The sequence below is a fragment of the Nocardia sp. MDA0666 genome, from assembly GCF_003023875.1.
In the GTDB taxonomy this organism is placed as follows: domain Bacteria; phylum Actinomycetota; class Actinomycetes; order Mycobacteriales; family Mycobacteriaceae; genus Nocardia; species Nocardia aobensis.
Genome location: NZ_PYHT01000002.1, coordinates 91422 through 117716 on the forward strand (window position 1 = coordinate 91422; position 26295 = coordinate 117716).

24 protein-coding genes are annotated in these 26295 nt (G+C 66.1%); 16 read left to right on the forward strand and 8 right to left on the reverse strand.

Annotated features, from left to right (window positions below; genetic code table 11):
• The first annotated feature begins 58 nt into the window (after positions 1–58).
• A complete protein-coding gene (locus tag C8258_RS04930; protein WP_106954135.1) occupies positions 59–880 on the forward strand; it encodes a class II glutamine amidotransferase in 822 nt (273 codons plus the stop codon).
• Positions 881–913: 33 nt separating this feature from the next.
• On the opposite strand, the gene C8258_RS04935 is transcribed toward C8258_RS04930, so the two are convergent.
• On the reverse strand, positions 914–2065 hold the full coding sequence (locus C8258_RS04935) for a glutamate--cysteine ligase (protein WP_106954337.1): 1152 nt from the start codon (positions 2063–2065) through the stop codon (positions 914–916).
• Positions 2052–2279, reverse strand: coding sequence for a hypothetical protein (locus C8258_RS32520; RefSeq protein ID WP_158271227.1), 228 nt, complete (start codon positions 2277–2279; stop codon positions 2052–2054). The genes C8258_RS04935 and C8258_RS32520 overlap by 14 nt, the downstream gene beginning before the upstream one ends.
• 369 nt (positions 2280–2648) lie before the next feature.
• Between C8258_RS32520 and C8258_RS04940 the strand changes: the two genes are divergently transcribed.
• The 4 genes from C8258_RS04940 to C8258_RS04950 all read left to right on the forward strand — a co-directional run bounded on the left by C8258_RS04940 (position 2649) and on the right by C8258_RS04950 (position 7244).
• Complete coding sequence (locus C8258_RS04940; protein ID WP_106954136.1) at positions 2649–3914, forward strand: CdaR family transcriptional regulator; 1266 nt, start codon at positions 2649–2651, stop codon at positions 3912–3914.
• On the forward strand, positions 3911–4273 hold the full coding sequence (locus tag C8258_RS32200; RefSeq protein ID WP_146161167.1) for a hypothetical protein: 363 nt from the start codon (positions 3911–3913) through the stop codon (positions 4271–4273). Before C8258_RS04940 ends, C8258_RS32200 begins: the two co-directional genes overlap by 4 nt.
• 563 nt (positions 4274–4836) lie before the next feature.
• Positions 4837–5868: a hypothetical protein gene (locus tag C8258_RS04945; protein ID WP_106954137.1), complete on the forward strand. Its 1032-nt coding sequence runs from the start codon at positions 4837–4839 to the stop codon at positions 5866–5868.
• Between the two features lie 155 nt (positions 5869–6023).
• A complete protein-coding gene (locus tag C8258_RS04950) occupies positions 6024–7244 on the forward strand; it encodes a cytochrome P450 (protein WP_106954138.1) in 1221 nt (406 codons plus the stop codon).
• Between the two features lie 2 nt (positions 7245–7246).
• On the opposite strand, the gene C8258_RS04955 is transcribed toward C8258_RS04950, so the two are convergent.
• Positions 7247–8827, reverse strand: a complete 1581-nt coding sequence (locus C8258_RS04955) for an adenylate/guanylate cyclase domain-containing protein (RefSeq protein WP_106954139.1) — start codon at positions 8825–8827, stop codon at positions 7247–7249.
• 410 nt (positions 8828–9237) lie between these two features.
• On the opposite strand from C8258_RS04955, the gene C8258_RS04960 reads away from it, so the two are divergent.
• Positions 9238–9918, forward strand: a complete 681-nt coding sequence (locus tag C8258_RS04960; RefSeq protein ID WP_106954140.1) for a DUF4232 domain-containing protein — start codon at positions 9238–9240, stop codon at positions 9916–9918.
• Between the two features lie 170 nt (positions 9919–10088).
• On the opposite strand, the gene C8258_RS04965 is transcribed toward C8258_RS04960, so the two are convergent.
• Complete coding sequence (locus C8258_RS04965; protein ID WP_106954141.1) at positions 10089–10784, reverse strand: MBL fold metallo-hydrolase; 696 nt, start codon at positions 10782–10784, stop codon at positions 10089–10091.
• Between the two features lie 215 nt (positions 10785–10999).
• On the opposite strand from C8258_RS04965, the gene C8258_RS04970 reads away from it, so the two are divergent.
• Complete coding sequence (locus tag C8258_RS04970; RefSeq protein ID WP_199195591.1) at positions 11000–11746, forward strand: SDR family NAD(P)-dependent oxidoreductase; 747 nt, start codon at positions 11000–11002, stop codon at positions 11744–11746.
• 125 nt (positions 11747–11871) lie between these two features.
• On the opposite strand, the gene C8258_RS04975 is transcribed toward C8258_RS04970, so the two are convergent.
• Positions 11872–12393: a GNAT family N-acetyltransferase gene (locus tag C8258_RS04975; protein WP_106954143.1), complete on the reverse strand. Its 522-nt coding sequence runs from the start codon at positions 12391–12393 to the stop codon at positions 11872–11874.
• A gap of 749 nt (positions 12394–13142) precedes the next feature.
• Between C8258_RS04975 and C8258_RS04980 the strand changes: the two genes are divergently transcribed.
• The 5 genes from C8258_RS04980 (at position 13143) to C8258_RS05010 (ending at position 18488) form a co-directional block, all read left to right on the forward strand.
• Complete coding sequence (locus C8258_RS04980) at positions 13143–13784, forward strand: helix-turn-helix domain-containing protein (protein WP_233224907.1); 642 nt, start codon at positions 13143–13145, stop codon at positions 13782–13784.
• A 52-nt stretch (positions 13785–13836) separates the two neighbouring features.
• Positions 13837–14259 carry a VOC family protein gene (locus tag C8258_RS04985; RefSeq protein ID WP_106954144.1) on the forward strand — a complete coding sequence of 141 codons (423 nt, stop codon included), beginning with the start codon at positions 13837–13839 and terminating at the stop codon, positions 14257–14259.
• Between the two features lie 799 nt (positions 14260–15058).
• A complete protein-coding gene (locus C8258_RS04995) occupies positions 15059–15829 on the forward strand; it encodes a hypothetical protein (RefSeq protein ID WP_106954145.1) in 771 nt (256 codons plus the stop codon).
• Positions 15830–16378: 549 nt separating this feature from the next.
• On the forward strand, positions 16379–17353 hold the full coding sequence (locus C8258_RS05005) for a LacI family DNA-binding transcriptional regulator (RefSeq protein WP_106954146.1): 975 nt from the start codon (positions 16379–16381) through the stop codon (positions 17351–17353).
• A gap of 268 nt (positions 17354–17621) precedes the next feature.
• A complete protein-coding gene (locus C8258_RS05010; protein WP_106954147.1) occupies positions 17622–18488 on the forward strand; it encodes an alpha/beta fold hydrolase in 867 nt (288 codons plus the stop codon).
• On the opposite strand, the gene C8258_RS05015 is transcribed toward C8258_RS05010, so the two are convergent.
• Positions 18468–19157: a Dabb family protein gene (locus C8258_RS05015; protein ID WP_106954148.1), complete on the reverse strand. Its 690-nt coding sequence runs from the start codon at positions 19155–19157 to the stop codon at positions 18468–18470. The genes C8258_RS05010 and C8258_RS05015 overlap by 21 nt on opposite strands.
• Positions 19150–19497: a hypothetical protein gene (locus C8258_RS05020; RefSeq protein ID WP_039778631.1), complete on the reverse strand. Its 348-nt coding sequence runs from the start codon at positions 19495–19497 to the stop codon at positions 19150–19152. Before C8258_RS05020 ends, C8258_RS05015 begins: the two co-directional genes overlap by 8 nt.
• Positions 19498–19601: 104 nt before the next feature.
• Here C8258_RS05020 and C8258_RS05025 point away from each other — a divergent pair, with 104 nt between their 5' ends.
• On the forward strand, positions 19602–20318 hold the full coding sequence (locus tag C8258_RS05025; protein ID WP_106954149.1) for a PadR family transcriptional regulator: 717 nt from the start codon (positions 19602–19604) through the stop codon (positions 20316–20318).
• Here the strand turns inward: C8258_RS05025 and C8258_RS05030 are convergent.
• On the reverse strand, positions 20283–21059 hold the full coding sequence (locus tag C8258_RS05030) for an IclR family transcriptional regulator (protein ID WP_106954339.1): 777 nt from the start codon (positions 21057–21059) through the stop codon (positions 20283–20285). The genes C8258_RS05025 and C8258_RS05030 overlap by 36 nt on opposite strands.
• A gap of 295 nt (positions 21060–21354) precedes the next feature.
• On the opposite strand from C8258_RS05030, the gene C8258_RS05035 reads away from it, so the two are divergent.
• From C8258_RS05035 to C8258_RS05045, 3 genes are read left to right on the forward strand one after another with little or no spacing between them, the layout of a single operon-like run.
• Positions 21355–22599, forward strand: a complete 1245-nt coding sequence (locus tag C8258_RS05035) for an ABC transporter substrate-binding protein (RefSeq protein WP_106954150.1) — start codon at positions 21355–21357, stop codon at positions 22597–22599.
• 38 nt (positions 22600–22637) lie between these two features.
• Entirely contained in the window at positions 22638–25409 is a 2772-nt protein-coding gene (locus C8258_RS05040; RefSeq protein ID WP_106954151.1) for an ATP-binding cassette domain-containing protein, read from the forward strand.
• A 2-nt stretch (positions 25410–25411) separates the two neighbouring features.
• The gene (locus C8258_RS05045) at positions 25412–26155 is read left to right on the forward strand and encodes an ABC transporter ATP-binding protein (protein WP_106954152.1); all 744 of its coding nucleotides are present in this window, start codon (positions 25412–25414) and stop codon (positions 26153–26155) included.
• Positions 26156–26295 lie beyond the last annotated feature (140 nt).

Here is a 26295-nt window from a genome sequence, read left to right on the forward strand (position 1 = left end):
GCCCGAGGGCTATCGCAGAGGGTGTCGACTCTGTTTGAATCGATGTATGTGCCGGTGGATGGCGTACTGGGGCGAGCCGATCCTTGTCGAGGATCTGTTGTTTCGCCCCGAACATTCTCTGATCGACCAGAGTCTGCACTCTCGTCTGGGAGAGACCACCACCAACGGGGACGGCTTCGGTGTCGGCTGGTATGGCGAGGGTGCCGAACCCGCGGTGTACAAGGGGATCGAGCCGGCCTGGAACGATAAGAATTTGCGGGAGATAGCTGGTCAGGTGCGCACGTCGAGGTTGCTCGCTCATGTGCGGGCTTCGACTGGGACCGCGGTTCAGCGCAGCAATTGTCATCCGTTCCGGCACGGTCGATGGTTATGGGTGCACAACGGCGCCCTGCGTGGTTTCAGTGAAATCAGGCGCGATTTGTTGATGGCCGTGGATCCTGGGCTGTTCTCCGACATCGAGGGCTCAACGGACACGGAAGCATTGTTCTACCTCGCCCTGACCTTCGGTCTCGCCGATGACCCGCTCGGTGCCGTCGCGCGGGCGGTCGGCTTCGTCGAGGACGTTGGGCACGCACACGGTGTCGAGCATCCGGTTCAGATGACAGTCGCGACGACCAACGGTCAAAACCTCTGGGTCTTCCGGTATTCCAGCGAGCGCCGATCGCGGTCGCTGTTCTTCTCGACCGAACTCTCTCAATTGCGGGCGTTACATCCCGAAGTCGAGGTTTTGCGCGAACTGGGCGGTGAGACCCGCTTCGTGGTGTCGGAGCCGCTGCGCGATCTCGAGGGGGCGTGGAACGAGGTGCCCGAATCCTGTGCTGCGGTAGTGGGATCCGGCGCCGACGCGATCCGGCCCTTCGCGCCGATCTCACCCGTCTGAGGTCGGCACAGGCGCTGATGAGCGTCTGGTTCGTCACGCCGGCTGACGGACTTCGGTGGCGGCGCATCCTTCGGTGGTCGATCGTGCCATCTGCTTCAAGACCTGAGTGGGGCCTCCGATGCGCAATGCTTCGCGTTGTCGGACAGCGCCGTTGCCGTTCCGCAGAACTGTTGCCAACGCGCCACGCGTGAATTCGTAGTCGCCGGACTGTTCGAGAGCGGGGCGGATATGGGAGAGCAGATGTGCGATGGAGGCGGGCTTGGGCACGGAATGTCCTGTAGCTCTGCGGAACTGCGGATCGGACAGGCCGTCGTGGGCCGCGCGCCGGCATGCCGCCCGCAGATATGCCAGGTCGACGGGGTCCGATGTCCGTCCGCTGTCCACTGCCGCCACGGAGGTGATGACCAGTGCCCGGACGAGACTCGCCAGAAGTGCCGTTTCCTCGACCGTGGCCGGAACGTCGCTGATGCGGATCTCGATCGTGGGCAGATGCGAGGACAATCGCACATCCCAATAGACCATCGCTGCGTCGAGGATGTGCCCGTCCTCGACGAGCTTGGTGACCGTGTCGTCGTATTCGGCGGCGGACCGCAGGTACGGGGGCGGCCCGGCGCTGGGCCATCGCGCCCACAGTAGGTGGCGCCAGCTGGCGTATCCGGTGTCGATACCACTTGTGATCGGGGAATTCGCCGTCAGCGCCAACAGGGTCGGCAGCCAAGGACGCAGGTGATTGCTGACCTGCACCGCGACGTCGCGGTCGGGCACGCAGACGTGGACGTGGCAACCGCAGATCACTTGCTCGGCCAGTTCGCCGAAATGCGCCGCCATGCGACGGTATCTGGGAGTGTCGGTCATGGACCCGGGCGGCGGTCTCCAGATCGGCACTCCCACCGCCAGTGGCAGCGATCCTGCGCATGTCGCGGCCTGCGTGACCGAGAGTCGCGCCCGTCGAACTTCGCGGTGCAACTCCGGAATGCTCGCGCAGACCGGTGTGCAGGTCTCGATCTGGCACTGGGACAGTTCCAGTTGCAGTTCGGCATCCGGGGCGCGTGCCGCGACGTCGGTGTTGTTCAGCGAGGGGAGTCCGGTGGCCGGATCGACAAGAACGAACTCCTCTTCGACGCCGACGGTGAATGGGCGAATACTGTTGCTGTGCAATGGATCACGTGGCTCACTCGACACCATGGACGCCACGGCCACCTCCCGGATTATTGCCTGTCGATTCATGCGCGCTCGCCGAATTCGCCGCATCGTTCACTGCCGACAGTTCGGATAACCTGAGTGCGACTGTTCCTGATTCTCCGAGTGCGGTCTGTAATGCTACGAAGTTCGGTTGAACGGGTGTTTGAAACGAGTCCTGACGCTGATTCTCCGCTTCGTCGACCAGCGTGACGGCCACGCTGGTGGAATTTTGTCCTCCAGCTCCGGAATGTGAGGAACTCGAAGTTTACCGGAAAATTGCCCGTCAAACAGTGGGTTGGTTGAGGTCGTGGATTCTTCTTCGCCGAACTCGACCCGACTCCATCCCGCCTGGACGCCGAAGAACCCTGGGCGGCCGGTGCGGTAGGAGCGGTGCGAGAGGGTGTGGTTCGCCGGCATCTCGGCATATCGATCGCAGCTCAGCCGATCGTCGTTGTGGTCTACCACAATCGCCTGACGGCCGCTGATCCCAAAGATCACGTGACCCGGAGTAGTACTTCCTCACGAATCCTGCCCTGGTTACGCTGGTGAAATAGCCCAGCTAACCGGGGAGGAAGGAAGTTCGATCATGCCTGTCACCTCTCCATATCAGCAAGGCCTCACTGTATCCGGTCGGCCCGTATCGTTGCCGCTGAAAGACGTGCGGGCCTTGTCGCGGCAGATGGTCAGCCACTTCGTCGAAACCGTCGCGCCCTGTGGCACCTTGCCAGGTGACGCAATCCACGGCGACATCACCATCATCACCCGCGTGTGCCTGGAGCTGGCGGTCAGCATGCTGGACGGCAGCAACATTGCGGAAAAGACCGGGCAACTGAAGGACGCCGCGGCTCAATGGGCTCGCGAAGGTGTGCCCATCGGGACCATTCACCACGCCATTCACGAAGGCTTCAAGATCGGCTTCGACCTGGTGGTGTCCACCGCCTTGGCCAAGCAACGTGCCTCCGGCTCGGCCGATGCAGATCCGATGCTCAGCACGGCCGACTATCAGAGCATTCTCGATGCCGCCAAACTCGTCGTCGAGATGCTCGACACCATGACTACGGCGGTCTCGGTGGCCTATGTACGCGAATTGCGCGCAGTCGTGTCGGAGCACCACACCGCGGTGCATACGCTCACCTCGGCACTGCTCGGCGGGCACCCCACCTCCACGATGGCCCGCGAGTGTGGCATCGACATCGCCGGCCGCTATCGCGTATTGGCCCTCGCCATTCCGTCCCACCCCGACGAATCCAACCCGACGCTGAACGCGAAAGTCGTTGCCCGCCGCAAACTCCGGCGCCTGCAGGCAGAACTGGCCACCCACTGCGACGACACCGTGCTGTCACTGCTGTCGATCGACGGCGGCACCGTGCTCATCCCCGCCGATCGCATCACCAAGGGAGCCCTGGAAGAACTCATCGGGAATCTGTCGCGGGCGGCGCGCGTGCCCATCACCGCCACCATGGTCACCGCGGCTACCGACACCCTGCCCACGGCCGCGGATCAAGCCCACGAACTGCTCGACGTCGTGTCCCGGCTGGGATCGGTGCCGGGCCTGTATCACTTCGACGATCTGGCTCTGGAATACCAGCTCACCCGTCCCGGCCCGGGTCGCGACCATCTCGGGTCGCTGCTCGATCCGTTGGACGAGCATCCGGAACTGCTGGAGACATTGCAGGTCCATATCGCGCACAACCTGAACCGCCAACGCACTGCGCGGCTATTGAACGTGCACATCAACACCGTGGACTACCGGCTCAAGCGGATCGGGCAGCTCACGGGGTTCGATTCCACTCAGGCGAGCGGGCTGTGGCACCTGCGTTCGGCATTGGTTGCCCACACTTACCGCACGTGAGCACAGTGCCGGCGAGCGCAGAGTTACTCCGGTGGGTCGGTATCGACACCGATCGAAAATATATTGAAAAAGGCTCGACGCATTGGAAACAACATATGGATGACACCCGAAGAACCGAAGTCGACGGATTACGCGCGACATGGCTCTTGTTTCAGAACCACCTGATCTCCATCGTAGCCGTCCACGGGGCCTCCGGCGCCCCGCCGATTGTCTCGTTCGGCCCCGAGGAATTTCCGGATCTCGCACAAGCACGAGAACTTCATCCCGAATTGAATACATTGTGGGACGCGGTACGCCACGAATTCTGGACCAAACTGATTCCGCCACACCCAGGGTGCCGACACTGGCGATGGACGTGATCCTCGACAGACTTGCCTATTGACAGGCGGATCGCAACCGCATGCCGAACCGGTCCTTCCGAATGCCCGTTTCAGGTGTGGGTGCTCGACACCCCGCCGCCCGGCAACGACGCCGATGACGGCCCACAATGGCGTGGATCTCGAAACGGGCCCAGGTCATGTCTCCCACATCCACCGAGGCGTTCGCACCTTTTACGGTAGGCCACCTGGTCGGATCGTTGGGGTATGACACTGCGGATCCGTTTGCGACGCCGTAGGTTCCGGTTCGACGCTGCCCGGTCGCCGCGGGTTTCTCGTCCTGGCATTCCGCGTGGCCCTGGAGCCCCGCCGGCTCTCGACGGGATTCGTCCTGCCGGCTGCGGTCACCCTGCCGGGCGTCGGTGGCGCGAGCGCGGTCGTCGGACTCGGCCCCGACGCGCCTTCGTCGTTCGACGTCGCGCATTCTCGCGCGTGGGAATCGCACGGGCGGCGGCTGGATCTACTCTCATCGCGTCGATCGAGTGCGCCGCTGCGTCCCCGAATCCCGCACCCGGACTCCAGCGGCCGGGATATGAGGAGTCGCGGTGACCCGAGGCGATGTTCATCTGTGTGGCAGTGTGCCGCTGCCGGATGCGGAGGCCGTATTCGGTGCGGCCGCGCGGCGGCTGGGACCGTGGCTCAGCCGCATACCCGACGGCGAGACCGGCGAGCGGGACAACTTCACGGTCTGGCAGTTGCCGCGCATGGGGGCGCATCCGGATCTGGAGACGGCGCCGCCGCCGAGCCCGGAATACGGGCCCAGTGAGCGGGTGCGGCCCAAACCGGGCGTGGATCCCGCATCGATCGATTTCGGTGAGCTGGGTTACGCGCAGGCAGCGCTCGAGTCCTGGGGAGTGTTCCGCAAGCTGCGCGAACGCGGCGACATCGATGCCGGGGTGCGGTTCCAGGTCTGCCTGCCCACCCCGATCTCGGTGGTGGGCGCTTTCGTCGGCGATCCGCAGGACATCCTCGAACAGCGCTACGAGGCGGCGCTGCTCGCCGAACTCGGCCGCATCGCCGCGGAGATCCCACACGCCGATCTCGCGGTGCAGTGGGATTGCCCGGTCGAGTTCGCGATCTTCGAGGGGGTGTTCCCGTCCTGGTTCGGCGCCGACGACGACACCCGGCTGAGTGAGATCGTCGCCCGGCTCGTGCGCCTCGGCGCGGCCGTGCCCACGGAGATCGAACTCGGATATCACTTGTGCTACGGCGATTTCGGGCATCGGCACTTCGCCGAGCCCACCGACACCGGTCGTATGGTGACGGTGCTGTCGGGTGTGGTCGCGGCGCTGCCGCGCCAGGTCGACTGGGTACATATGCCGGTTCCGCGCTCACGCACAGACCGCGAGTACTTCGCACCGCTCGCCGGACTGCACCTGCCGCCGCGAACCCGGCTGTACCTCGGACTGGTGCACGCCACCGACGGCCGCGACGGGGCCCTGCGCCGCATCGCCGCCGCCCGGGAAATCGTCGACGCCTTCGGTATCGCCACCGAATGCGGATTCGGCCGCCGGCCCGCCGAACAAATCCCGGATCTGCTGGATCTGCATGCCGAACTGGCGGCCACGCTGCCGTGAGACCGCCGGCCGGACGGCTGCGGGGCCCGAATAGCCTGGGCGAGAGCACTTCCCACGCTTGGGAGCCAGATCCGCAAACCTGGTGAAACGGATCATATTCAATATCGGCGGGCATCGCACCGCTCCGCGTGCAGCCCGTTGAGAACGGAGTCACGATGTCGACAACCGAATCCTTCGATATCACGTCACCAGCGTTCAAACACGCCCCCTTCGAAATCCTCGCCGACCTGCGCAAGGACTCACCGATCGCGAAGGTAGCGCTGCCCGGCGGCGAATCCGGCTGGCTGGTCACCCGCTACGACGATGTGGAGGCGTTCTTTCGCGACTCCCGCCTGACCAACAACCCGGCCGACGTGTATCCGCCGGAGGTTCTCGCCATGGTGTTTCCGCACGGCGAATTCTCCGATGCGCTACTGCATTCGGTGATCTTCCAGAGCGACCCGGTCCACCACGCGCGCCTGCGCCGACTGGTCAGCGCGTCGTTCACGCCGCGATTCATCGAGACCTGGCAGCCACGCATTCAGCAGATCACCGATGCCCTGATCGACCGGCTGCCCGAACACGGTGAGATCGACTTTGTGCAGGAGATCGCCTTCCCACTGCCCATGCAGGTGATCTCGGAAATCCTCGGCGTACCCACCGCGGATCAGGAGAAGTTCCGGATCTGGTCCAATCTGTATGTCGACGCCATGGGCAATCCTGCGGCTGGGATGCAGATCAAGGACGAGATGCAGGAGTTCCTGCACTACCTGCACGCCCTGCTCGAGGCCAAACAACAGCAGCCCGCACCGGATCTACTAAGCCGTCTGCTGCAGGTGGAGCTCGAGGGAGATCGCCTGTCCCGCAAGGAAATCATAGGCATGGCCCAGCTGCTGATCCTGGCCGGTAACGAGACAACGACCGCGTTGCTCAGCAGCGCGATGCTGACCTTCTTCCAGCATCCGGAACAGGCGGAGGCGGTGAAGAGCGATCCCGCACTGCTGAAACAGGCGATCGAGGAGGTCATCCGCTACCGCGGTCCGCTGATGAACGCCAACGACCGCTGGGTGGCCGAGGACTTCGAATACCAAGGGCAGCAGCTGAAGAAGGGCGATCACATCTATCTGTGCGTCACCTCGGCGAATCGTGACGAATCGCGTTTCCCGGATGCGGCGACCTTCGACATCCGGCGCGAGGACAGTCAGCGCCACCTGGGCTTCGGCAAAGGCATGCACTTCTGCCTGGGCGCCCCGCTGGCTCGCCTGGAAGCATCCGTCGGCCTGAGCACGGTGCTGCGACGCATGCCGGATATCGCGCTCGCCGTCGGGATGGACGAAATCACCTGGCGCCCCGGAATCACCTCCAGCACTCTGGAGAAGTTGCCCGTGCGCTTCTGATCTCACTCGGTTGTGGGTGCCGGTGCTGATCGCTGAACCGGGCGGGCCAGGCGCGTCGGGGTGAGCCGGCCTCGCAGGGTCACCGATTCGCCGAGTTGCCAGTGCTCGGCTTCGGTGGCTGCGGCGGCGACAACCGTCTTATCCGAGGTGAGTAGCAGGGAGTCGCGTTTTGCCAGTTCACAGAGCCGGGCGGCTTCGTTGACAGCGTCGCCGATCACCGTGAATTCATAGCGCTGCCGAGCGCCGACATTGCCTGCGACGACCCGGCCCTCGGCGATACCGATCGCGGCGACGAAATCCGCGGCGTCGGTATCGAGCCGGGCGCGAATCGCGCGACCGCACGCCAACGCGGCACCCGCTGCGTCGGGAAGCGTGGCAGGCGTGCCGAATACGGCCAGCGCCGCATCCCCTTCGAACTTGTTGAGCAGGCCGCCGTGGCGCTCCACCTCGTCCACCACCACACCGAAGAAGCGATTGAGAATCGCGACCATCTCGGGCGCGGGCAGGGACGCGGCCATGGTGGTGGATCCGACGATATCGATGAACAGTGCGGCCGCCTCGACTTCGACACCGCCGAGCACCGCCTTCCCCGCCAGTGCGGCGTCGGCGACCTCGCGCCCGACATGCCTGCCGAACAGGTCCCGGATCTCCTCGCGTTCGCGCAAACCACCGACCATATTGTTGAACCCGCTCTGCAGTTCGCCCAGTTCGGTGCCGTCGTAGACCGCGAGCTCGAGATCGAGATCGCCCTTCTCCACCTCGCGCATCGCCCGGCGCACACCACTGATCGGGGCGACGGTCGCGGCCAGCGTCTGCGTCATCAGCAGCGAGCCGATCAACAGGGTCGCACCGCCCAGCGAGAGCACGCACACCGCCAGCCGGGCCGTGCTCACATAGTCGGTGCACAGCGCCAGCACCGCCAGCACCATCAGTCCCGCCACCGGCAGACCCGAACCGACCAGCCACATCAACAACGATCGCCCGAACACGCCGATTCCGCTGCGGGGGCGCGACTTTCGCGCCGAGAGCACCCGTGAGGTCACCGGTCGCAACGCGAATTCGATGATGAGGTAGGTACTCGCGCACACGACGATCGCGCTGAACGTGATCCCGAACGCGACCTTGGCGATCAGCCCGGGCTCGGCGAGTCCGGCGAGCAGCGTGAGCACGACCACTCCGCCGAACCAGAGCATCGCCTGGATCCGCACCAGTCGCCACGGCACCGCCGCGGCGGCGGCCTGTTGCCGCTCGGTGGGCACCACGTCCGGGTCGAGGGCCCAGCCCAGCGCGCGCAAACCGCGCACGGTGCCCCACCACACGCCGATCAACACTGCGACCACGGCGTACACCGGGGCGGCGACGGCATCGACCAGAACGATCTTCTCAGCGAAGACGGAAGGCCCGGGGAGTACGAAACCGATCAACGTGATCGACACGACGACACCGGCCAGGTTGGCCAGCACGATCGGTACCGTCAACAGCAATTGCACACGTAGCCGCCGAGTTCCCACGGCTTCGTCCTCGCGTCCCAGTAGTCGCGATCCCCATGGCGCTGCCGCGAGTGGGTTGTTGCTGCGCGCCATTCTCGGCCAGCCCTTTCCGTATCTATGTCGCACCGAGGGCCGGGTCGCCCGAAAACAGACATACCCTGCCTCGGCTTCGCCTTCTCGCGCTTTCCGGTGCAGGCAGGCCTCGTCACAGCACGACGCACCTGCCTGGGCGGCGAAAGCCTCTGCGGCACAGTGTGTTTCTGTGGCTCAACCGCTGCTCGGCAGGTTGCGGGGTAGTGCGGACTGTCTGCGCGGCGGGCCGTCGTGGTGTTCGGTTTCCCACGCCGTCCCCGGTCTCGCCGAGACGGTACTGGACCGGCGCGGATCCGGCTACATCCGCAGGTTCCCAGCCGCTAGCTTCTTGCTGACACCGCGGCGTAACGGGGGCTGATACGGCTCGATATGCATGCGAACGGTTGCGGTATCGGACTCGAGGGGGACTCATGCGTACCAAGTCACTGATTGTTGCCGGCTTCGCGGCGAGCATCGCCATCACCGTCAGCGGTTGCGACCCTGCCTCCACTCCCGGGTCGCTGTCCACAACCACTCCGGCGGCCCGAACTTCGCAGTCGGCAGCACAAACCGGGCAACCCGCTCAATCGAGACACGCGATCGAGCCCGGCGGCAGCGTCCCGGAGACGCCCGAGGCTACCGCCGTGCCGGCGACCGGAACCGCTGCCGCCGACCCGGCTACTCCCGCCGACACCGCATCCCCGAAGTGCGTGACCGCCCAACTCCGCCTGGACAAGGGGGTCGGCGGCCCGGTGGGAGGGGACTGGTTCCTGAGGTTCATCAACTCCAGCTCGCGAACCTGTGTCCTGCAAGGTTTCCCGGGCGTCTCGCAAACCAACGGCCCCAGCGATGACCCGGTGGGCGAGCCCGCCGTGCGGGACGAGGGTCCGCAGGCGCCCAAGCCCGCTCCGGTCACGCTCGCACCGGGCGGGGCAGCACAATTCGAGTTCATCACCTTTCCCAAGCAGATCAACGATTGCGAAGCCTTGCGCACCACCACCCTGCGCGTCTACCCGCCCGACAACACCGAATCGCTGTGGCTGCCCTGGGACAACCTGATCTGCCCGAGCCCACAGCGCATGCTCGTCGTCCGCGCGATCACGCCGCTGTAGGCGCCCCGAAGAAGGCCACCGTCGATGTCGGCGTACTTGTACCGCGTCGTGGGTCGGAAAACGAATTTCCCGGCGCGCCTTCGAGACTCGCGCCGCCTCAGGGCGCGCGGCGTCGTCTCCGGGCAGGACGACGGGCTGGTAAGCAGGCGGCCTGCCGATGCGTGCGTGCGTCAGTGGTCCGATCGGTGGACTCGCCATGTGCGTAGGGGTGCGCCTGTGAGCACGTCACCGTGGCCGACGCAGACGACATCGACGTCGAGTTCGGCCAACCGGCGGGCCGCTGTGTCGACGGCGGTGCTGTCGAGGTTGAACACACCCGGCATGGTGACACCACGCACATTGGCGAGCGTGTCGCCGGTGAACAGCACACGGTGTTGCGACAGATGGAGCGCCAGACTGCCCTCGGTATGGCCGGGAACTGCCAGAACCTCTGCGCCGCCGCCGAAATCGAGCACTTCGCCGCCGCGTAGCTCGCGGTGCACCGGGGCCGGGCGCGGGGGTGGGCCCGGTTCGAGAGCCTCGGCGATCGGGCGTTCCCACTCGCGCAGGACCGGAGCCGGCTGCGGACGTTCGCCCCGCACGATGTCGGCGTCGGCATGGTGCACCCAGATTTCGGCTCCCCACTCCGCGAGGTCTGCCGCCGAACCGATGTGGTCGTCGTGGGCATGGGTGAGAATTACCCGCTGCACCTGGTCGCGGGTGAATCCGCAAGTGTGCAGGCCCTTTTCGATATCCCTGGCGGTTCCCGGCAGACCGCTGTCGATCAGAGTCACCCCCTCGGGGTCGCTCCACACGTACACATTCAGGTCGTTGACCTGGGAAAACCGCAACGCGGTCAGCTGCGGCAGTACGGATACGATCTCCATGCACGGCACCCTATCGAGAGCCGACGGAGCCTTCCCACCTGATCTGCTCTGGGCAGAAATACCGAGCATCTCGAGGGCCCGCAGTACTGTTCCATTCCGGCGTTCTGTTTACGGAACGACGAGGCGGGATTCGTATTCGAGGGGAAGCGATCATGACCCGGAAACTCACTTCACCGCAGGCTGTCGCCGAACCGACAGTCGGACCTGGGGCTGACTTGACCGGCCAGGTGGCGCTGGTCACCGGCGGCTCGTCCGGACTGGGGCGCGCCATCGCAACGGGACTGGCAGCCGCCGGGGCAGCGGTAGTTGTCGCCGGGCGGCGCCGCGAGGCAAGCGAACGGGCCGCAACCGAGATATCCACTCGCACTGGCAAAATCGCCGAGGGTGCGTCCTGTGACGTGACCGACGAGGAATCCGTTCACCACGTCGTCCGGACCATACTCGACAGTCACGGGCGCCTGGATGTGCTTGTCACCAGCGCGGGTATCCAGGCCCGCGGCGGCCTCGACACGCTCGACGCCGGTACCTTGCGCGACTGTCTCGATGTCAATGTCGTCGGCACATTTCTGGCCTGCCAGGCGGTGGTGCCGACGATGCGACAAGCCGGATATGGTCGCATCGTCACTCTCGCCAGCGCCCTGGGACTGGTCGGAGCCGCAGGCCGTGCCGGCTACGCGGCGAGCAAGGGTGCGGTGGTCCAGCTCACCCGTAGCCTCGCCGCCGAACTGGCGGGTACCGGAATCTGCGTCAATGCATTGGCGCCCGGCCCGTTCCGCACAGCGTTGAACGACAACATCGACGACGATCCCTACGTCCGAGAATTTCTCGACCACCAAGTCCCGATGCGCAGGTGGGCTGACCCGGAGGAACTCGTCGGTGCGGCAGTCCTGCTCGCCAGTCCGGCAGCGTCCTATCTCACCGGTGCTGTACTACCGGTCGACGGTGGATGGACCGCGCACTGAGCACGTCATCCACTGATGAAGCCGCAATGCGCAGGCCGCTCGCCGGTTCGCGGGCGAGCCAGTCGAACGCATCCGTCGGGTGTGGTGTCGGCGCCGCACAGGGCGGACGCCGACATCGTTATCGACTATCGCCGGCCGGCCACCGTGCGATAGCAGGCCAGGTGCTCGCCCTCGGGGCCACGGCTCTCGCCCACCAGGTCGAACCCGGCCTTCTCCAATACCCGCACCGATGCCGGATTCACCAGTTCGACATTGGCGAAGACGGCGCGTACTTCCGGTGCGGCCAAGGCGAATTCGGTCAAGGCCCGAGTCGCCTCCGAGGCATAGCCCCGGTCGCGCCGCGAAGCCACGACGCCGTAGCCTATTTCGAGCTGCCCGTCATCCGGCGGCCAGAACAGTCCGATCCCACCGACCACCAGCCCGGTAGCGCGTTCGATGATCAGCCGCATCCCATAAGGCCCCAGCCAGGCCGGATGCTCGGCGAACAGGGCGGGGATCACCTTGTCGCCCTCGGAGGGAAAATCGTCCGCCCAGTCCGACTGCCGGTGGTCGCCGAGCACAGCGGCGGCTTCCGCGCTGGTCCATGAGCGCAGCACGAGACGGTCGGTGGTCAGACTTGTCGGATCGTTGGTGAGAATGCGAGACACGTACGGGTCCTTGTCATTCGAAGTGTGACCCGGCCCGCGCGTTTCACCCTAGGGCGGACCGGAAATAGACATGCTGAAACGGCTTGGGACAGCCATATTCATCAGCCTCCGGACACCTACTTGTGCGAATCTCGCGGAACCAAGATTAGCGCACACGCCGATCAGTCGAAGGCGCCGGCGGACGCACCGTCCGGCCGAGAACGGGCCACGCTCATCCGCCGAACGGTCACCACAGGGAGCGAATTCTCGAAATGGCGGCGGATCCCCTACGTCACCGCCGAACATTCTGAGACTCCGGCACGAGTTCTGAAACCCACAGGGTGACAGTGTGACTCGATCGTGCCGCAGCCTTTGGGGGAACCACCGTCGAGGACGCCAGTCGCGTCATCTGGGCATCGGCCCATGCGACGGTGCCCATCGCCGGAGGGATGGAAGATACCGCGGGTGCGTCACCGCCGACCCATGGTTACCGGAACCAGCACGCTCGCAACCGCTCTCGACGGGCTGACCGGACAGTGGGGCACCGGGGTCCCGGTCGTGAACGACGTGGCCGCCTAGGTGTGGGAGGTCCTCATGGTCCGGTGGGGCATGCTGCGGTGGTTACCGGCCTCGGGCGCATCCAGGCCCGTGTTAGTTTCTTGGCCGTGAGCCTCGAACCGGCCGCTGGCATCGAGCAGCGTCTGTCCGATTCCCCGTATGTGGAGCGGATATATCGGGCTGGGCCGGTCGCTGGGGTGGTGCCGGCGCGGATGCGATCGGTGGCGAATTCGAATTGGGAACTCGTCGTCTGGAGCGACCGTGGGGAGACGCATGTTTCGGTCCGCGGCCCCGAAACCAAGCCCACGGTGCTGGAGTTGGGGCCGAGCACGGGTGAAACGTTCGGGATCATCTTCCGGCACGGTGCGTTCCTGGCGCCGATGCCGGTGCCGGGGCTGGTCGACACTGCGGTGTCGAGTCCGCACACCACGGCCCGCTCGTTCGTGCTGCAGGGCGAGGAATGGGAAATTCCGGCCTACGACAACGCCGATGTTTTCGTCGACCGACTGGTTCGCGCGGGACTGCTGGTGCGTGATCCGCTGGTCACCGATGTCCTCCGCGGTGACGGGACCACATTGGTCACTCCGCGATCGGTGCAGCGGCGGGTGGCTGCGGCGACGGGGCTGACGCAGGGCGCGATCCGCCAGATCGAACGAGCCAGGCAGGCGGTGCTGCTGCTGCGGCAGGGGATGCCGGCGATCGAGGTCGCGCAGCGAACGGGGTACCACGACCAGCCGCACCTGGCGCGCTCGCTGACCCGGTTCACCGGCCGCACGGCCTCACAGCTGCGGCGCGCCGACAGCGAAGAGATGCTGTCGCTCCTGTACAAGACCGAGGTCGAGGTGCGCCCCTAGATTTTCTGGTGTCGCCGGGAGCGCCCGGCACACCGAATATGGGAGGCACGTCATGGCATTCACACAGATCTACGTCAACCTGCCGGTCACCGACCTGGAGGCGAGCAAGAAGGTGTACACGGCGATGGGGGGAACGATCAACCCGGACTTCACCGGGGACACCTCCGCCCAGGTGGTCCTCGCCGACGCGATCGTGGTGCAGTTGATGACGCGCGAGACGTTCGCGACCTTCACCAAGCGAGACACTGCGGACGGTCCCATCGAGGTGATCAACGCGCTGGCTGCCGGGACGCGTGAAGAAGTGGACCGCCTGGTCGACGCGGCGCTGGCCGCGGGTGCCACCGAACCGCGGGAGGCCCAGGACATGGGCTGGCTGTACAACCGGGCGATCGACGACCCGGACGGCCACTGCTGGGAACTGCTGGCCTACAACCCGGCCGGCGGGGGCGACGAGGCCATGACCGGCGAGAACTGACGTCGGCGGCGAGATCGAAAGACGACGCGGTTCTCATCACGCCCTGACTGGGAAACCGTGGACGCGCCGGGTCCGTGCTCATACTGGTGGCCGATGCGACTGCTCATCCCTCGGACGGAACCGCCCGGCGCAGTGAGGTCCCGACACCGCTGCGCGCGCACGCCCACGCATCGGCGTTCGGCTTCTACGGAGAGACCGAGGTCCCGGCGGTTGTGAGCCGCCGGGCTCGGCGTCTCGACCCGCCGCCGCGTCCTGCGTCCCGAACTCGGTGAGCCCCGAGGAGTTCGGTCCTGGCTCGCCCCACATCCGATGTCGCCCTACCGTGAAATCACCCGCCCCGTCGTCGAATACATCAAACGGGTCCGCCGCTCACGGCCCCGACGTCCGGACGACGTGGCTGATCTCGTCGAATTTCTGGCGTCTCCACGTGCCCGCCACATCACCAGCCAGACCATTCACCTCAACGGCGGCGCCTACACCACACGCTAGGTGGGGCGAGGCGGACCCACCGAGCTATACACCGCCGCACCCACCCTCGCTCGCCGACGAAGAAGCCGGTCCGCCGGCGACCCTGATCATCACGAGGCTTCTGGCCGCTGCGGCCGTCCGCCGGCCCGGGCGCGAACCGCAGCGGGGTCCTGGCTCCCGACTTCGTTCTTATCGGAGGCAGGGACGGCGTCGGCTGCTCGACAGCACTCTCCCGATGAACGGAATCCGGGACTCGTGTGGGCGTCGGCGACTCCTAGCGTGGCGGTGTCGTGGCAGGCGCGGCGTCGTCGTTCGCAGCAGGAGGTGGAAGTTGTTCTCGGAGCGGGCCTTTTTCTCGTTCATCGAATTGACCGATTCCGATCGGCATCGGGAATACAACGAATGGCATCAGCTGGACCATCGTCCGGAGAACCTTCTGCTTCCGGGGGTGGCATGGGGTGATCGCTGGGCTTGCCGTAACGGCGGCACCGGGGCGGCCGCGGAATTGGCGGGCACCGATTACGTGGCCATGTACTGGTTCCGGCCGCCGTACGAGGAGAGTGTCGCCGAGTGGACCAAGTTGGGGGAGGACTCCTTTCAGTGGGGGCGGGGCCCGATCATTCCGGGTGTTCGCCGTACGCTGCTGGCGTTCTTCACGCCGGTGAGAGGTTATGTCGCGCCGCGCGTATTGGTGTCGGCGGACGCGCTGCCGTTCCGGCCGAACCGCGGGCTGCATATCACCGTCAGTCACCTGGCCGATTCGCACAGTGTGCAGTCGCACGAGCAGTTCCGGTGGCAGGATCAGGTGCGGATTCCGGATCTGCTGGAATGCTCCGGGGTGGCGGGAGCGTGGACATTCGCCCTGCACACCGTGCAGAAGCACCCCACGCTGCCACTGGCCGAGTCTCGCCGGGAGTATTCGCCCGGTTCGTTGCGCATTCGGTTGCTGTATCTGGACGGCGATCCCGACGTCGTCTGCCGTGAGATCGCCGATAAGGAGCAGCAGTGGGATGGGTCGGGCCGTGGGGCACCGCGGCCGGAGGCCGAAGAGCTGATGTTCAGTGCGCCGGTGCACACGATCGTGCCTTGGCAGGACTGGTAAATGCTCCGGTTGCCGCCGAAACGGGAACCGGCGACGGCGGGGAACAGGGCCGACTGATGCGCATCGGAATCGTCGATGCTCTCCGAGCATTGTGCAGTGCGCTATCGGTACCCCTGCCTTGCGTTCGGCGACCCACCAGGGGTTCATCGCCGGAGGCTGCGCCCACTTCCAAGGGCCGGTGCACGTGACGGTCGAGGGTGACGTTGCGACAGGTCGGAGAGGGCCGACTTGCCGAATTGGCGTGATCAACTTCCGGCGCGACCGATTCGTCCGCCGGCCACCCGGTCGATGAAAGACGCTGCGCGTGACAATGCTTCGGTGGCTTCCAGGCATGCGATGCCGCGATCTCGGTCGACCTCGATGCCGCCGTGCTCTGGCTCGCGAGCTCGCCGCCGAGCGCGCGATGTCGCTCGAGAACGACGGCAGCCTGCTTCAAAGCAATTCGAGGTGTCGCAGCGGTCCTGTCTGCGACTCCTCGCACGTGCTAGCGTGTGGTCTCGGAGGTTCGGCGACTTCGCTCGCTGGACTCGTTACGGGAGGTGATCGGCGGTGCCGGCGGCGAAGCAGCGTGTCACGGCGTCCGACGTCGCCCGCTCACTCGGTTTGTCGCGCGCCACCGTCGGTTTCGTTCTGAACAACACCCCGGGGCAGACGATCCCCGAGAAGACCCGGCGCCGCGTGCTGGAGGAGGCCGAGCGACTCGGGTATCGGCCCAATCGCGCCGCGCAGACGCTACGGCGGGGCAGCAGTCATCTGGTACTGCTGGTGTTGCCGGACTGGCCGGTCGAAGACAGCGTCGCCGACTATCTCGACGAATTGGCCGTCGCGCTCGACGTTGCCGGATATTCGTTGATCACCTACACCCGCCGTCCGGCCGACCGGTCGCGGCCGTTGTGGGAAACGGTGACGCCGGACATTGTGATCGGGGTGGCCGATTTCGATGCGGCCGAGCAGGATTCGCTACGCGCGAGCGGTGTCCGCCAGATCGTGACCGGCACGGTCGCGGCCTCCGAAGCCGCGGTGGCCGGCGTGGCTCTGCAGGTAGAGCACCTGCACGCGCTGGGCCATCGCCGCCTGGCCTATGCCGCCGCTCGTGACGATCGGCTGGCGGATCTGGTGCGGGCCCGCGCCGCCGAAGCCCGAGCGGTCGCGGCGAGGCTGGGACTCGAACCTCCTGCGGTTGCCGAGGTCAGCCCCGGCGACAGCTCCGCGGTCGAGCAGGTGCGGCGCTGGCGTGACGACGGCATCACCGGCGTGGTCGCCTATAACGACACCGTCGCCGCGATCGTCGTCGGTGCGGCCCTGCGCGCCGGTATCGGGGTTCCGGCGCCGCTGGCGGTCATCGGGCACGACGATACCCGGCTGGCGGAGGCCTTCGTGCCGTCGCTGTCGAGCGTGCGGATGGATGCCGCCGCTCTGGCCCGGTACACCGCGGCGGTGGCTCTGCATACAGTCGGCCGCATTCCGGCGGCGCCGGAGCCGGTGTTGCCGACAATGACGGTGCGGCGTCGCGAATCGAGCTGAGCGCTCGCGAATTCGCTTGCTGGACAGTAGATTCGCTGTCCCGACCCGAGCGGTCCAACCATGCCTGCGTGCCCGGAGAATCGGGCGACCATGACGTGGTGCTCCTCCTTCGGCCGCCGCGCTGCACGCCACGCATGTCGTGCCGACATATCCACGCGCCCAAGCTGATTCGCTCGCTCGCCGGGCGAATCCGGACCGGTCCGGACCGGTGTGCCGCTCACCGGGAACTCGGAGTCGGTAGCCGCCGGGGCGATGACAGGCTCGCGGCATGAGTGCAGCTGTCGAAACCGATGCGATCCCCGAACTTCGTGAACTACGCACCGAACACGGTGTACTGCGCTATCGGGAAAGTGGTGACGGTCCACCGTTGTTGCTGCTGCACGGCTCCGGCCCCGGGGTCACCGGTTGGCGTAATTTCCGCGGCAACCTGGACACCTTCGCGCAGCACTACCGGACCTACGTGCTCGAATTCCCCGGGTACGGGGTCAGCGACGACTTCGGGGCCCCGCACCCGATGGTTTCCGCCCGGACCGCGGTCACGGCATTTCTCGACGGTCTCGGGCTCGACCGGGTCCGCATCATCGGTAATTCGATGGGTGGTTTCGTCGCGACCGAGTTCGCACTCGCCGTACCCGAACGGGTCGAGCGGTTGGTCACGATCGGCGGCATCGGGACGCCGGTGTTCAGCCCGCAGCCGGGGGAGGGGATCATCCGGCTCAGCGAGTTCGTCGACAATCCCAGCAAAGAGGCCCTCATCGCCTGGCTGCGGTCGATGGTGTTCGACCAGGCGCTGGTGACCGACGAATTGGTGCAGGAACGCTGGGACCAGGCCACCGATCCGGCGACGCTGGAGAATTCACGCCGGATGTACGGCGGTGCCGCACTGGCGCGCATGGCCGAGTCCATGCGCTCGGCGGAGGTGACACCGGGATGGGCCGAACTGCGCCGGCTCACGGTGCCGACCCTGGTGACCTGGGGTCGTGACGATCGCGTGAGCCCGGTCGATATGGCGCTGATCCCGATGCGCCTGCTGCCCCACGGTGAGATCCATATCTTCCCCAACTGCGGGCACTGGGTGATGATCGAGCAGAAGCAAGCGTGGGAGGCGGCGGTCCTAGCGTTCCTTCGCCGCTGACAGTGCGGTCGGCGTCGTGTCGGAGATGACCGGCGCCGACATCGCGCAGAAGCTGTGGCACACACGGTCTTTCACGATGTGCTCGGGGCATTCCGGATCGAACCACCGGTCGACATGTCCCCAGTGCACCGGATGATTCATATAGGGCCCGAGCAGCGTGTCGATATCGGCGAACTCCTGCTCCCACACATGGGTCCAGGCCGTCGACCCGGCAGCGTGGGTGACGCGGCTGAGCTGCCACGCGCGGATTCCCGGCAGCTGTGCGGGCATCTGCAGCATCGCGTGTTCGAACCGTCGCAGTTCCGCGGGCGACGCGGAATCGTCCACGCGCAGCAGCAACGTCCGGTACACCGACGCCGGGTCCGGCGATCCCCGGCGTCCCGTACGGTCCTGCCCGGGTGATCCACCGACGTATTCGGCGGCGTCGACGTGGCGGATGGAGCTGTCGGTGGTCGCCGCGTCGATCGGTGCCCGCCAGCGCGACCACTCCGATTCCGACTCGAATTGCAAGTGGACGAGGATGTCGCCGCCGTTGCGTGCGCCGGGCAGGGTGGGCGCGACGAGACCGTATCGAGCGGGGATGGAATCGGCCGCGCCGGTGACAGTGCGCAGCACCGCTGCCCGGTCGCCGGTGCCGTTCACATGCAGTAGGCGGGTCACCTTATACATGGCACAGTCCTTCCACAGCGTCGGCCGCGGCGGCCATGGACCGGGAGCGTTCGACGATCATGGGGGAGACCGACTGCCACCATTGCGCGTATCCGGGATCGTGGCGTCCCTGCACCGCCGCGGCCCACCACTGCTGCGGGCCCTCGACGGTCCAGGTCGCGGTGACGACATTGCTCTCCGCATCGATCCAGGCCGGCGGACTGACCAGCACGCGGTCCAATGTCAGACCGCGTTGCCGCGCGCCGGGGGCGTATTCGCTCAAATACGCGTCGATGAAAGCGCGCGCGTGGCCGGGTTTGAGCACTATCCGGTCGATGATGTAGATGGTGCTGTCGCTCATGGTGTTCAACGTAAGCGGTGCGCTGCCGACTCGGTGATCTCGTTCCCGTCAGCCGGGAGCGGGCGGGGGCAAAGGGCTCGGAATGGCTTGTAAGCTCGGCCATTATGGGTGCTGACGTCGATTCCTATCCCAACTTGCCGGCTACCAGCTGGGCGGTGCTGGGCATGTTGTCATTCGGTGAGGAATTGACCGGCAACGAATTGAAGAAATGGGCGGACTGGAGTATCGGATTCTTCTATTGGAGCCCCTCCGTCAGCCAGATTTACGGTGAACTGAAAAAGCTCGAGGAGTTGTCGCTGGTGCAGTCCCGGCTGGTAGCCGACGAAGGCGTGCGCAACCGGCGGCTGTACCGGATCACCGAGGCCGGCCTGCGCGCGCTGCGGAACTGGTCGCGCGATTCCGAGGTCGATATGCCGGTACTCAAACATGGTGTGATGCTTCGCCTTTGGATGGGACACCTGCACGATCCGGAGCAGTTGAAGCGCATCGTCAGGACCCATATCGACAACCTCCGTGAGCGTGCGCGGCGGGCCGGCCGGCACGCCGACCGGTCGGATCCGGAGCCTGGGTGGTCGTTCACCCAGATGAGTCTGCGCTGGTCGCAGCGCTATTTCGAAGCCGAGATCGAACTGGCCGAGCAGCTACTCGCGGATATCGACGCCGCGTCCGAGCGCTATCGCTCCTCGGTCGTGACCGATGAATACGGACTTCCCGTGCCGCGTCATCCCGGAAGCTGGCGTGCCGTGGGCGCCGACGACCCGGATGCGGAGACCGCGCCCGACCGGTCACCCTTCGGCGAGGACGGAGGGAGCGGTCGGTAGCGACCGCAGAATGTTCTTGCGCTGCAACGTCGGAGTCACGAATCGGCCGGCGTTGAGGCTGCGCACGATCGCGGCAGCGGTGAGTTGCACCGGCGTGGTCATTCGGCTGTCGAACGACATCTTGTTCAGTGGACCGCAGATCGATACCGCGGTCCTGGCCTCGCCCACCTCTCCGATCGGTGCGGCGATACACCCGAAACCGGTCGGTGCCCCGTTGCGTTCGACGGCGTAACCCAGTTGCCGGACCAGCCGGCCACCGGGCTCGTCGTGGCTGTCGTATGCCAGCAGAGCCTTGCCCAAGGCCGTGCGGGCGGCGGGCACGCGGCCGCCGATGCGCGTCGGAACCTGCGCGGCCAACCGGCCGCCGATCTTGTCCAGATACACCACATCGGCCCCGTCGAGCACCGCGAGATGCACCACCATCCCGGTGGCCCGGTAGAGGTGATGCAGGTGTTCACGCGCCGCGGCGTGCACCCGATCCTGGTGGACTGCCAGCGAGCCGAGTTCGACGAGCCGGATTCCCAAGCTGTAGCTGCGGCCCTGGCGCTGCAACCAACGCAGGCGGACCAGCCGATCGAGCATCCGGTGCGCCGACGAGCGGGGCAGTCCGGTCCGGGACACGATCTCGGTGAGGCCGAGACTTTCGTGTCCGTCGAAGGCGTCGAGGACGAGAGTCAGCCGGTCGAGGATATTGCTGGGGGTGTTCGCCTCGGCCGCGTGAATCTCCTGTGTAACGGTCATGCTGTGCTCCTCGTTGACCACGGCAACGATCTGACGTGCCTATTTCAATTAGAAAATAGTGGCACATCCGCGTCGATCTGTGAAGCGGCTCACGGAGTTTGCTGCCGTTCGCAGCGGCGTGCGGAAATTTCTGCGAGCCGTTGTCCCGGTGAACGGGAACCGTCGTCCGCGACCGGGGGATCGATCCGCACATAATCGCCGCTGACATCGATATGTGATGCACATCATGCGAGGAGCCCGGTGTGCCGACGACCACTTCGGCGTGGCTCCTCCTCGCAGAAGGAGATCTCGAATCATGAAACTCGGCGGACTTGCTCGCCACCGGCGAACACTTGCCGGAATCAGCGCGTTGGCCCTGGTAGGGGCCCTGGGTGCGAGCGCATGTAGTAGCGACGACACGTCGAACAACAGCGCGATCGCCGGTGCCTCGACCACATCGCTGCCGGATAACCCGGCCTCCGGCACACCGGTGAAGATCGGATTCGTCTCCACCGAGGGCGGCGCGGTCGTCTCGATTCCGGAGATGCGTCAAGGGGCCGAGGCCGCGGTCCAGTATGTGAACAAGAACGCCGGTGGGCTCGCCGGTCATCCGATCGACCTGGTCGTGTGCAAGCAGCAGGAGGAACCCACCTCGGCGACCAAGTGCGCCAACGAACTGGTCGAACAGAAGGTGGCGGCCGTCCTGTCGCCGGGTACCTCGCAGGGCGCGGCCATCGTGCCGATCGTCGCGGGAGCGGGGATCCCCTACGTCACCCTCAACGGTGTGTCGCAGGTGGAGCTGACCTCGCCGGAATCATCGTCGCTGTCGGCCGGGCTGCCCGGAACGATCACCGCGATGGCCCAGGCGGCCAAGAAGCAGAACATGAAGACTTTCACCATCTTCGCCAGTGACGGCGGCGGAATCGGCGCCATGATCAACGCGATGGGTGCCCCGATCTTCCAAGGGGCCGGTGTCGACCTGAAGGTGGTGCCGATCGCCCTCGGTGTACCGGACCCGACCCCACTGGTCACCTCGGGACTGTCCGCCAAGCCGGACGGTGTCAGCGTCATCGCCGATGCCGGAACCTGCACCTCGGTCTACAAGGCAATCCAGACCGCCGATCCGAACGTGCAGAAGGTCTACATCCCGACCTGCCTCGATCCGTCGGTCACCACCATCATCGGAATGGACACGGTCAAGGGCAGCATCGGCATCACCGCCACCGACTACCTGTCCGATCGCCCGGATTCGGTGCTCTACCGCTCGGTCCTGCAGCAGTACGCGAAGGATCTGAACGTCACCGGCGCGGCGTCCTCCGGTTACCAGCTCGTCATGGCGCTGGTGGGCGCCACCAAGAATCTGCAGGGACAGACCGATGCGGCGAGTATCAAGCAGGCGCTGAAGTCGGCCCAGAACGTCGAGATGCCGGCCGGCGGCGGGATCACCTTCACCTGCAACGGCACCGCGGTGCCGCAGATGCCGTCGATCTGCTCGCGTCAGATGTTGATCGGCACGATCAACGACAAGGGTGTCCCGGTGGACCTCCAAGTGACCGGATAGGTCAAGGGTAACAACGGGATTCGGCCAGAGAGATCGCCATGACAGACCACCTTTCCTACCTCGTACTCGGCCTCGGAAACGGGGCCGTGTACGCGGCCATCGGACTCGCGCTCGTAATGACGTTCAAGAGTTCCGGTGTGGTGAACTTCGCGACCGGCACGGTCGCGCTGTACACCGCGTACACCTACGCCTTGCTCCGCAAGGGGGAGTTGCTGGTCCCGATACCGGGACTGCCCAAGTCCGTCCATCTCGGTGGGCCACTGGGTGTCGCCCCGGCCATGGCGATCTCTCTGGTCTTCGCCGCCGTCCTCGGCGTGCTCTGCTACGCGCTGGTGTTCCGGCCGATGCGGACTGCGTCGGTGGTGGCCAAGGCGGTGGCATCGATCGGGTTGATGATCGTGATCCAGGCCCTGATCGCGCAACGGGTCGGCACCGGACTCGTTTCCGTCCAGCCGATTTTCGCGCTCGACACCTTCCGGATCGGGGACCGCACCGTGCCCACCGACCGGATCTGGCTCGCGGCCTCGATCATCGGTATCGCGATCGTCGCGACGGTCGCGTTCCGCTTCACCCGCTTCGGTGTCGCGACCGAGGCGGCCGCCGAATCGGAGAAGGGGGCCTACCTGACCGGACTGTCCCCGGACCGGATCGCGTTCAGCAACTGGGCGCTGTCCTCGGTGGTCGCGGGCCTCGGTGGCATTCTGATCGCGCCGCTGGTGGCGCTGAATCCGGTCGCTTATTCCATGTTCATCGTGCCGGCGCTGGCGGCCACCCTGGTGGGCAATTTCAGTTCGATCTGGCTGACCGTGGCCGCGGGCATCGTGATCGGTGCCCTGCAGGCCGAGGCCACCAATCTGCAGGGGCTCTACACCTGGATGCCGAAGTCCGGTACGGCCGAAGCGATTTCGCTGCTGCTGATCCTGGGATTCCTGGTCGTGAAGGGCCGTCCGCTGCCCGACCGCGGCAGCATGGTGCGCAAGGCCCTCGGGCGCGCCCCGCGCCCCGATCACATCGCGATACCCGTCGCGCTGTCGCTGGTGGCCGCCATCGTGGCGCTGACCGTGACGTCCGGCAGCTACCGGGCCGCCGTCGTCAGCAGCATCATCTTCGGCGTGCTCGCCCTCTCGCAGGTGGTGGTCACCGGGTATGCCGGTCAGATCTCGCTGGCCCAGCTCACGCTCGCGGGTGTTTCGGCCTATGCGTTGAGCGTGCTGAATCAGCATCTGGGGACACCGTTTCCGTTCGCGCCGATCCTGTCAGCGCTGTTCGCGACCGTTGTCGGTGTGGTGGTCGGCCTGCCGGCGCTGCGGGTGCGTGGCCTGCCGCTCACCGTGGTCACGCTCGCGCTCGCGGTCTTCGTCGAAGCGTTCTGGTTCCGCAATTCCGATCTCAACGGCGGTGTCGCCGGTGCGCCGATCGACAATCCCCGGCTGTTCGGCATCGACCTCGGAATCGGTGCGGGACATGCCTATCCGCGCATCGCGTTCGGTGTGTTGTGCCTCGTGGTCCTGACGGTGGTCGGACTCGGTGTCGCCTGGTTGCGCCGCAGCAGCCTCGGCACCGACATGCTCGCCGTGCGCGCCAACGAACGGTCGGCGGCGGCCGCGGGCATCGACGTGTCGCGCACCAAACTGATCACCTTCGCGATCGGCGCGTTCATCGCTGGTTTGTCGGGTGCACTGCTCGGCTATCAACAGACTCTCGCCACGCCGGAGCCGTTCGCGGTGTTCGCCGGCATCGGGCTGTTCGCGATCATGTACGTCGCCGGCGTCACCTCGATCACGGGCGCGATCCTGGCCGGCCTCATGGCTCCCGGCGGGGTGGTCTACCTGCTGGTCGACCGCTTCCTGCACATCGGTGACTACTACGCCGTACTGAGTGGGATTCTGCTCATCATCACCGTGATGACCAATCCCGACGGCATCGCCAGCCGCCTGCCGCGGGTGTCGTGGCCGGCGCTGCGCCGCGGCGACCGCACCCCGTCCGATGAGGTGGCGGTAGCCGAGCCCGCACCGCCGCGCGCCGCCGAGGTCCCGCTGCTGTCGGTCGACGGGGTCAGCGTGTCCTACGGTGCGGTGGCCGCGCTGTCGGATGTCACCTTCGAGGTGTTCCCGGGCGAGATCGTCGGCCTGATCGGCCCGAACGGCGCCGGAAAGACCACCCTGATCGACGCCGTCACCGGCTTCGCGTCGGCGAGCGGTGCCGTCACACTGGACGGCACCGCCATCGCCGGTGCACCGCCTCACGTCCGCGCTCGATCGGGCCTGGGTCGCAGCTTTCAGGATGTGGAACTCTACGACGACCTCACCGTCGCGGAGAACGTCCGGGTCGGTGCCGCCCGATCGCAGTCGAAAGTTCCTGTTGCTCAGCTGGTTTCCCGCACGCTGGCGGTACTCGGACTCGATGACATGGCCGATGCCGCGGCGGCCTTGCTGTCGCAGGGGCAGCGGCAACTGGTCTCGGTGGCACGCGTGCTGGCCGCCGCCCCCGCGGTGGCACTGCTCGATGAACCCGCCGCGGGCCTGGACAACAACGAAAGTCGTTGGCTCGGCGAGAAATTGCGTTCCGTCCGCGACAGCGGCACCGCGATTCTGCTGGTGGATCACGATATGGAGCTGGTGCTCACCATCTGCGATCGAGTGATCGTGCTCGATCTGGGCAAGGTGATCGCCAGTGGCCCACCGGAATCGATCCGGACGAACACGGAGGTGCTGCGCGCCTACCTCGGCGTCTCGTCCGACACCGTCGAGGTGGATCCCGAAGCAGTGCCCGAATTGCAGTCCGGCGCTCTGACCACGCAGGAGGCATAGCCATGACAACAGTGCTGGAATGTCGCGACCTCAGTGCCGGCTACATCAAGCAACGACCATGCCTGCGCGGTGTGGACCTGGACCTGCACCCCGGCGAGATCACCTGCCTGCTGGGGCCGAACGGAGCGGGCAAAACCACGCTGCTCTCGACCCTGGCCGGACTGCTGCCCCGCGCGGGCGGTGCGATCCGGGTCGAGGGCGCCGACATCGTGAGCGGACGCCCACGAGCCGCGGTGCGTGCCGGAGTCGTATTGGTGCCCGACGACCGGGCGCTGTTCCGGCAGTTGAGTACCCGGCACAATTTGCGCCTCGCGGTGGGGGAGCGCGCTCGGCGCCGGACGGCGATCCCCGAAGTGCTGCAGTACTTCCCGGCCTTGGAGAAGCGGCTGTCGGTCGACGCCGGGCGCTTGTCGGGCGGCGAGCAGCAGATGCTGGCCATAGGCCGGGCGATTCTGCAGCGTCCCAAGGTGCTGCTCATCGACGAACTCAGTATGGGACTGGCCCCGGTCATCGTCCGCGAAATCCTGGACGTGCTGCGGGCACTCGCCGACGACGGAACGAGTGTGCTGCTGGTCGAACAGCATGTGCACCTGGCCCTGGGAATCGCCGACCGAGCCGCGATCCTGGTGCACGGCACGGTGGCCGATTCCGATACCGCCGAAGCGCTGCGTGCCGATCCACGCCGGATCGAGCGGGCATACCTCGGTGAAGCAGCCGAGGATTCGGCCGCGGCAGCGGTCTCCTGAGTCGTTCTCGGACCGTCCGGCCCCGCTGTTCCGTTCTGCGGGATGGGATCCGCGGTCGCCGGTAGGTTCGAGGAAGGATTTCGGTACTACCGTTGTCACGCTGTGTGCGCCGGCGGTGTCGTCGTCGAGGAAGGCCGGGT

Coding starts and splice junctions, on each gene's coding strand:
- C8258_RS04930 (WP_106954135.1), top strand. CDS start 59: ATGGCGTACTGGGGCGAGCCGATCCTTGTCGAGGATCTGTTGTTTCGC.
- C8258_RS04935 (WP_106954337.1), bottom strand. CDS start 2,065: ATGGTGTCGAGTGAGCCACGTGATCCATTGCACAGCAACAGTATTCGC.
- C8258_RS04940 (WP_106954136.1), top strand. CDS start 2,649: ATGCCTGTCACCTCTCCATATCAGCAAGGCCTCACTGTATCCGGTCGG.
- C8258_RS04950 (WP_106954138.1), top strand. CDS start 6,024: ATGTCGACAACCGAATCCTTCGATATCACGTCACCAGCGTTCAAACAC.
- C8258_RS04955 (WP_106954139.1), bottom strand. CDS start 8,827: ATGGCGCGCAGCAACAACCCACTCGCGGCAGCGCCATGGGGATCGCGA.
- C8258_RS04960 (WP_106954140.1), top strand. CDS start 9,238: ATGCGTACCAAGTCACTGATTGTTGCCGGCTTCGCGGCGAGCATCGCC.
- C8258_RS04965 (WP_106954141.1), bottom strand. CDS start 10,784: ATGGAGATCGTATCCGTACTGCCGCAGCTGACCGCGTTGCGGTTTTCC.
- C8258_RS04980 (WP_233224907.1), top strand. CDS start 13,143: ATGCGATCGGTGGCGAATTCGAATTGGGAACTCGTCGTCTGGAGCGAC.
- C8258_RS04985 (WP_106954144.1), top strand. CDS start 13,837: ATGGCATTCACACAGATCTACGTCAACCTGCCGGTCACCGACCTGGAG.
- C8258_RS05010 (WP_106954147.1), top strand. CDS start 17,622: ATGAGTGCAGCTGTCGAAACCGATGCGATCCCCGAACTTCGTGAACTA.
- C8258_RS05015 (WP_106954148.1), bottom strand. CDS start 19,157: ATGTATAAGGTGACCCGCCTACTGCATGTGAACGGCACCGGCGACCGG.
- C8258_RS05020 (WP_039778631.1), bottom strand. CDS start 19,497: ATGAGCGACAGCACCATCTACATCATCGACCGGATAGTGCTCAAACCC.
- C8258_RS05025 (WP_106954149.1), top strand. CDS start 19,602: ATGGGTGCTGACGTCGATTCCTATCCCAACTTGCCGGCTACCAGCTGG.
- C8258_RS05030 (WP_106954339.1), bottom strand. CDS start 21,059: ATGACCGTTACACAGGAGATTCACGCGGCCGAGGCGAACACCCCCAGC.
- C8258_RS05035 (WP_106954150.1), top strand. CDS start 21,355: ATGAAACTCGGCGGACTTGCTCGCCACCGGCGAACACTTGCCGGAATC.
- C8258_RS05040 (WP_106954151.1), top strand. CDS start 22,638: ATGACAGACCACCTTTCCTACCTCGTACTCGGCCTCGGAAACGGGGCC.
- C8258_RS05045 (WP_106954152.1), top strand. CDS start 25,412: ATGACAACAGTGCTGGAATGTCGCGACCTCAGTGCCGGCTACATCAAG.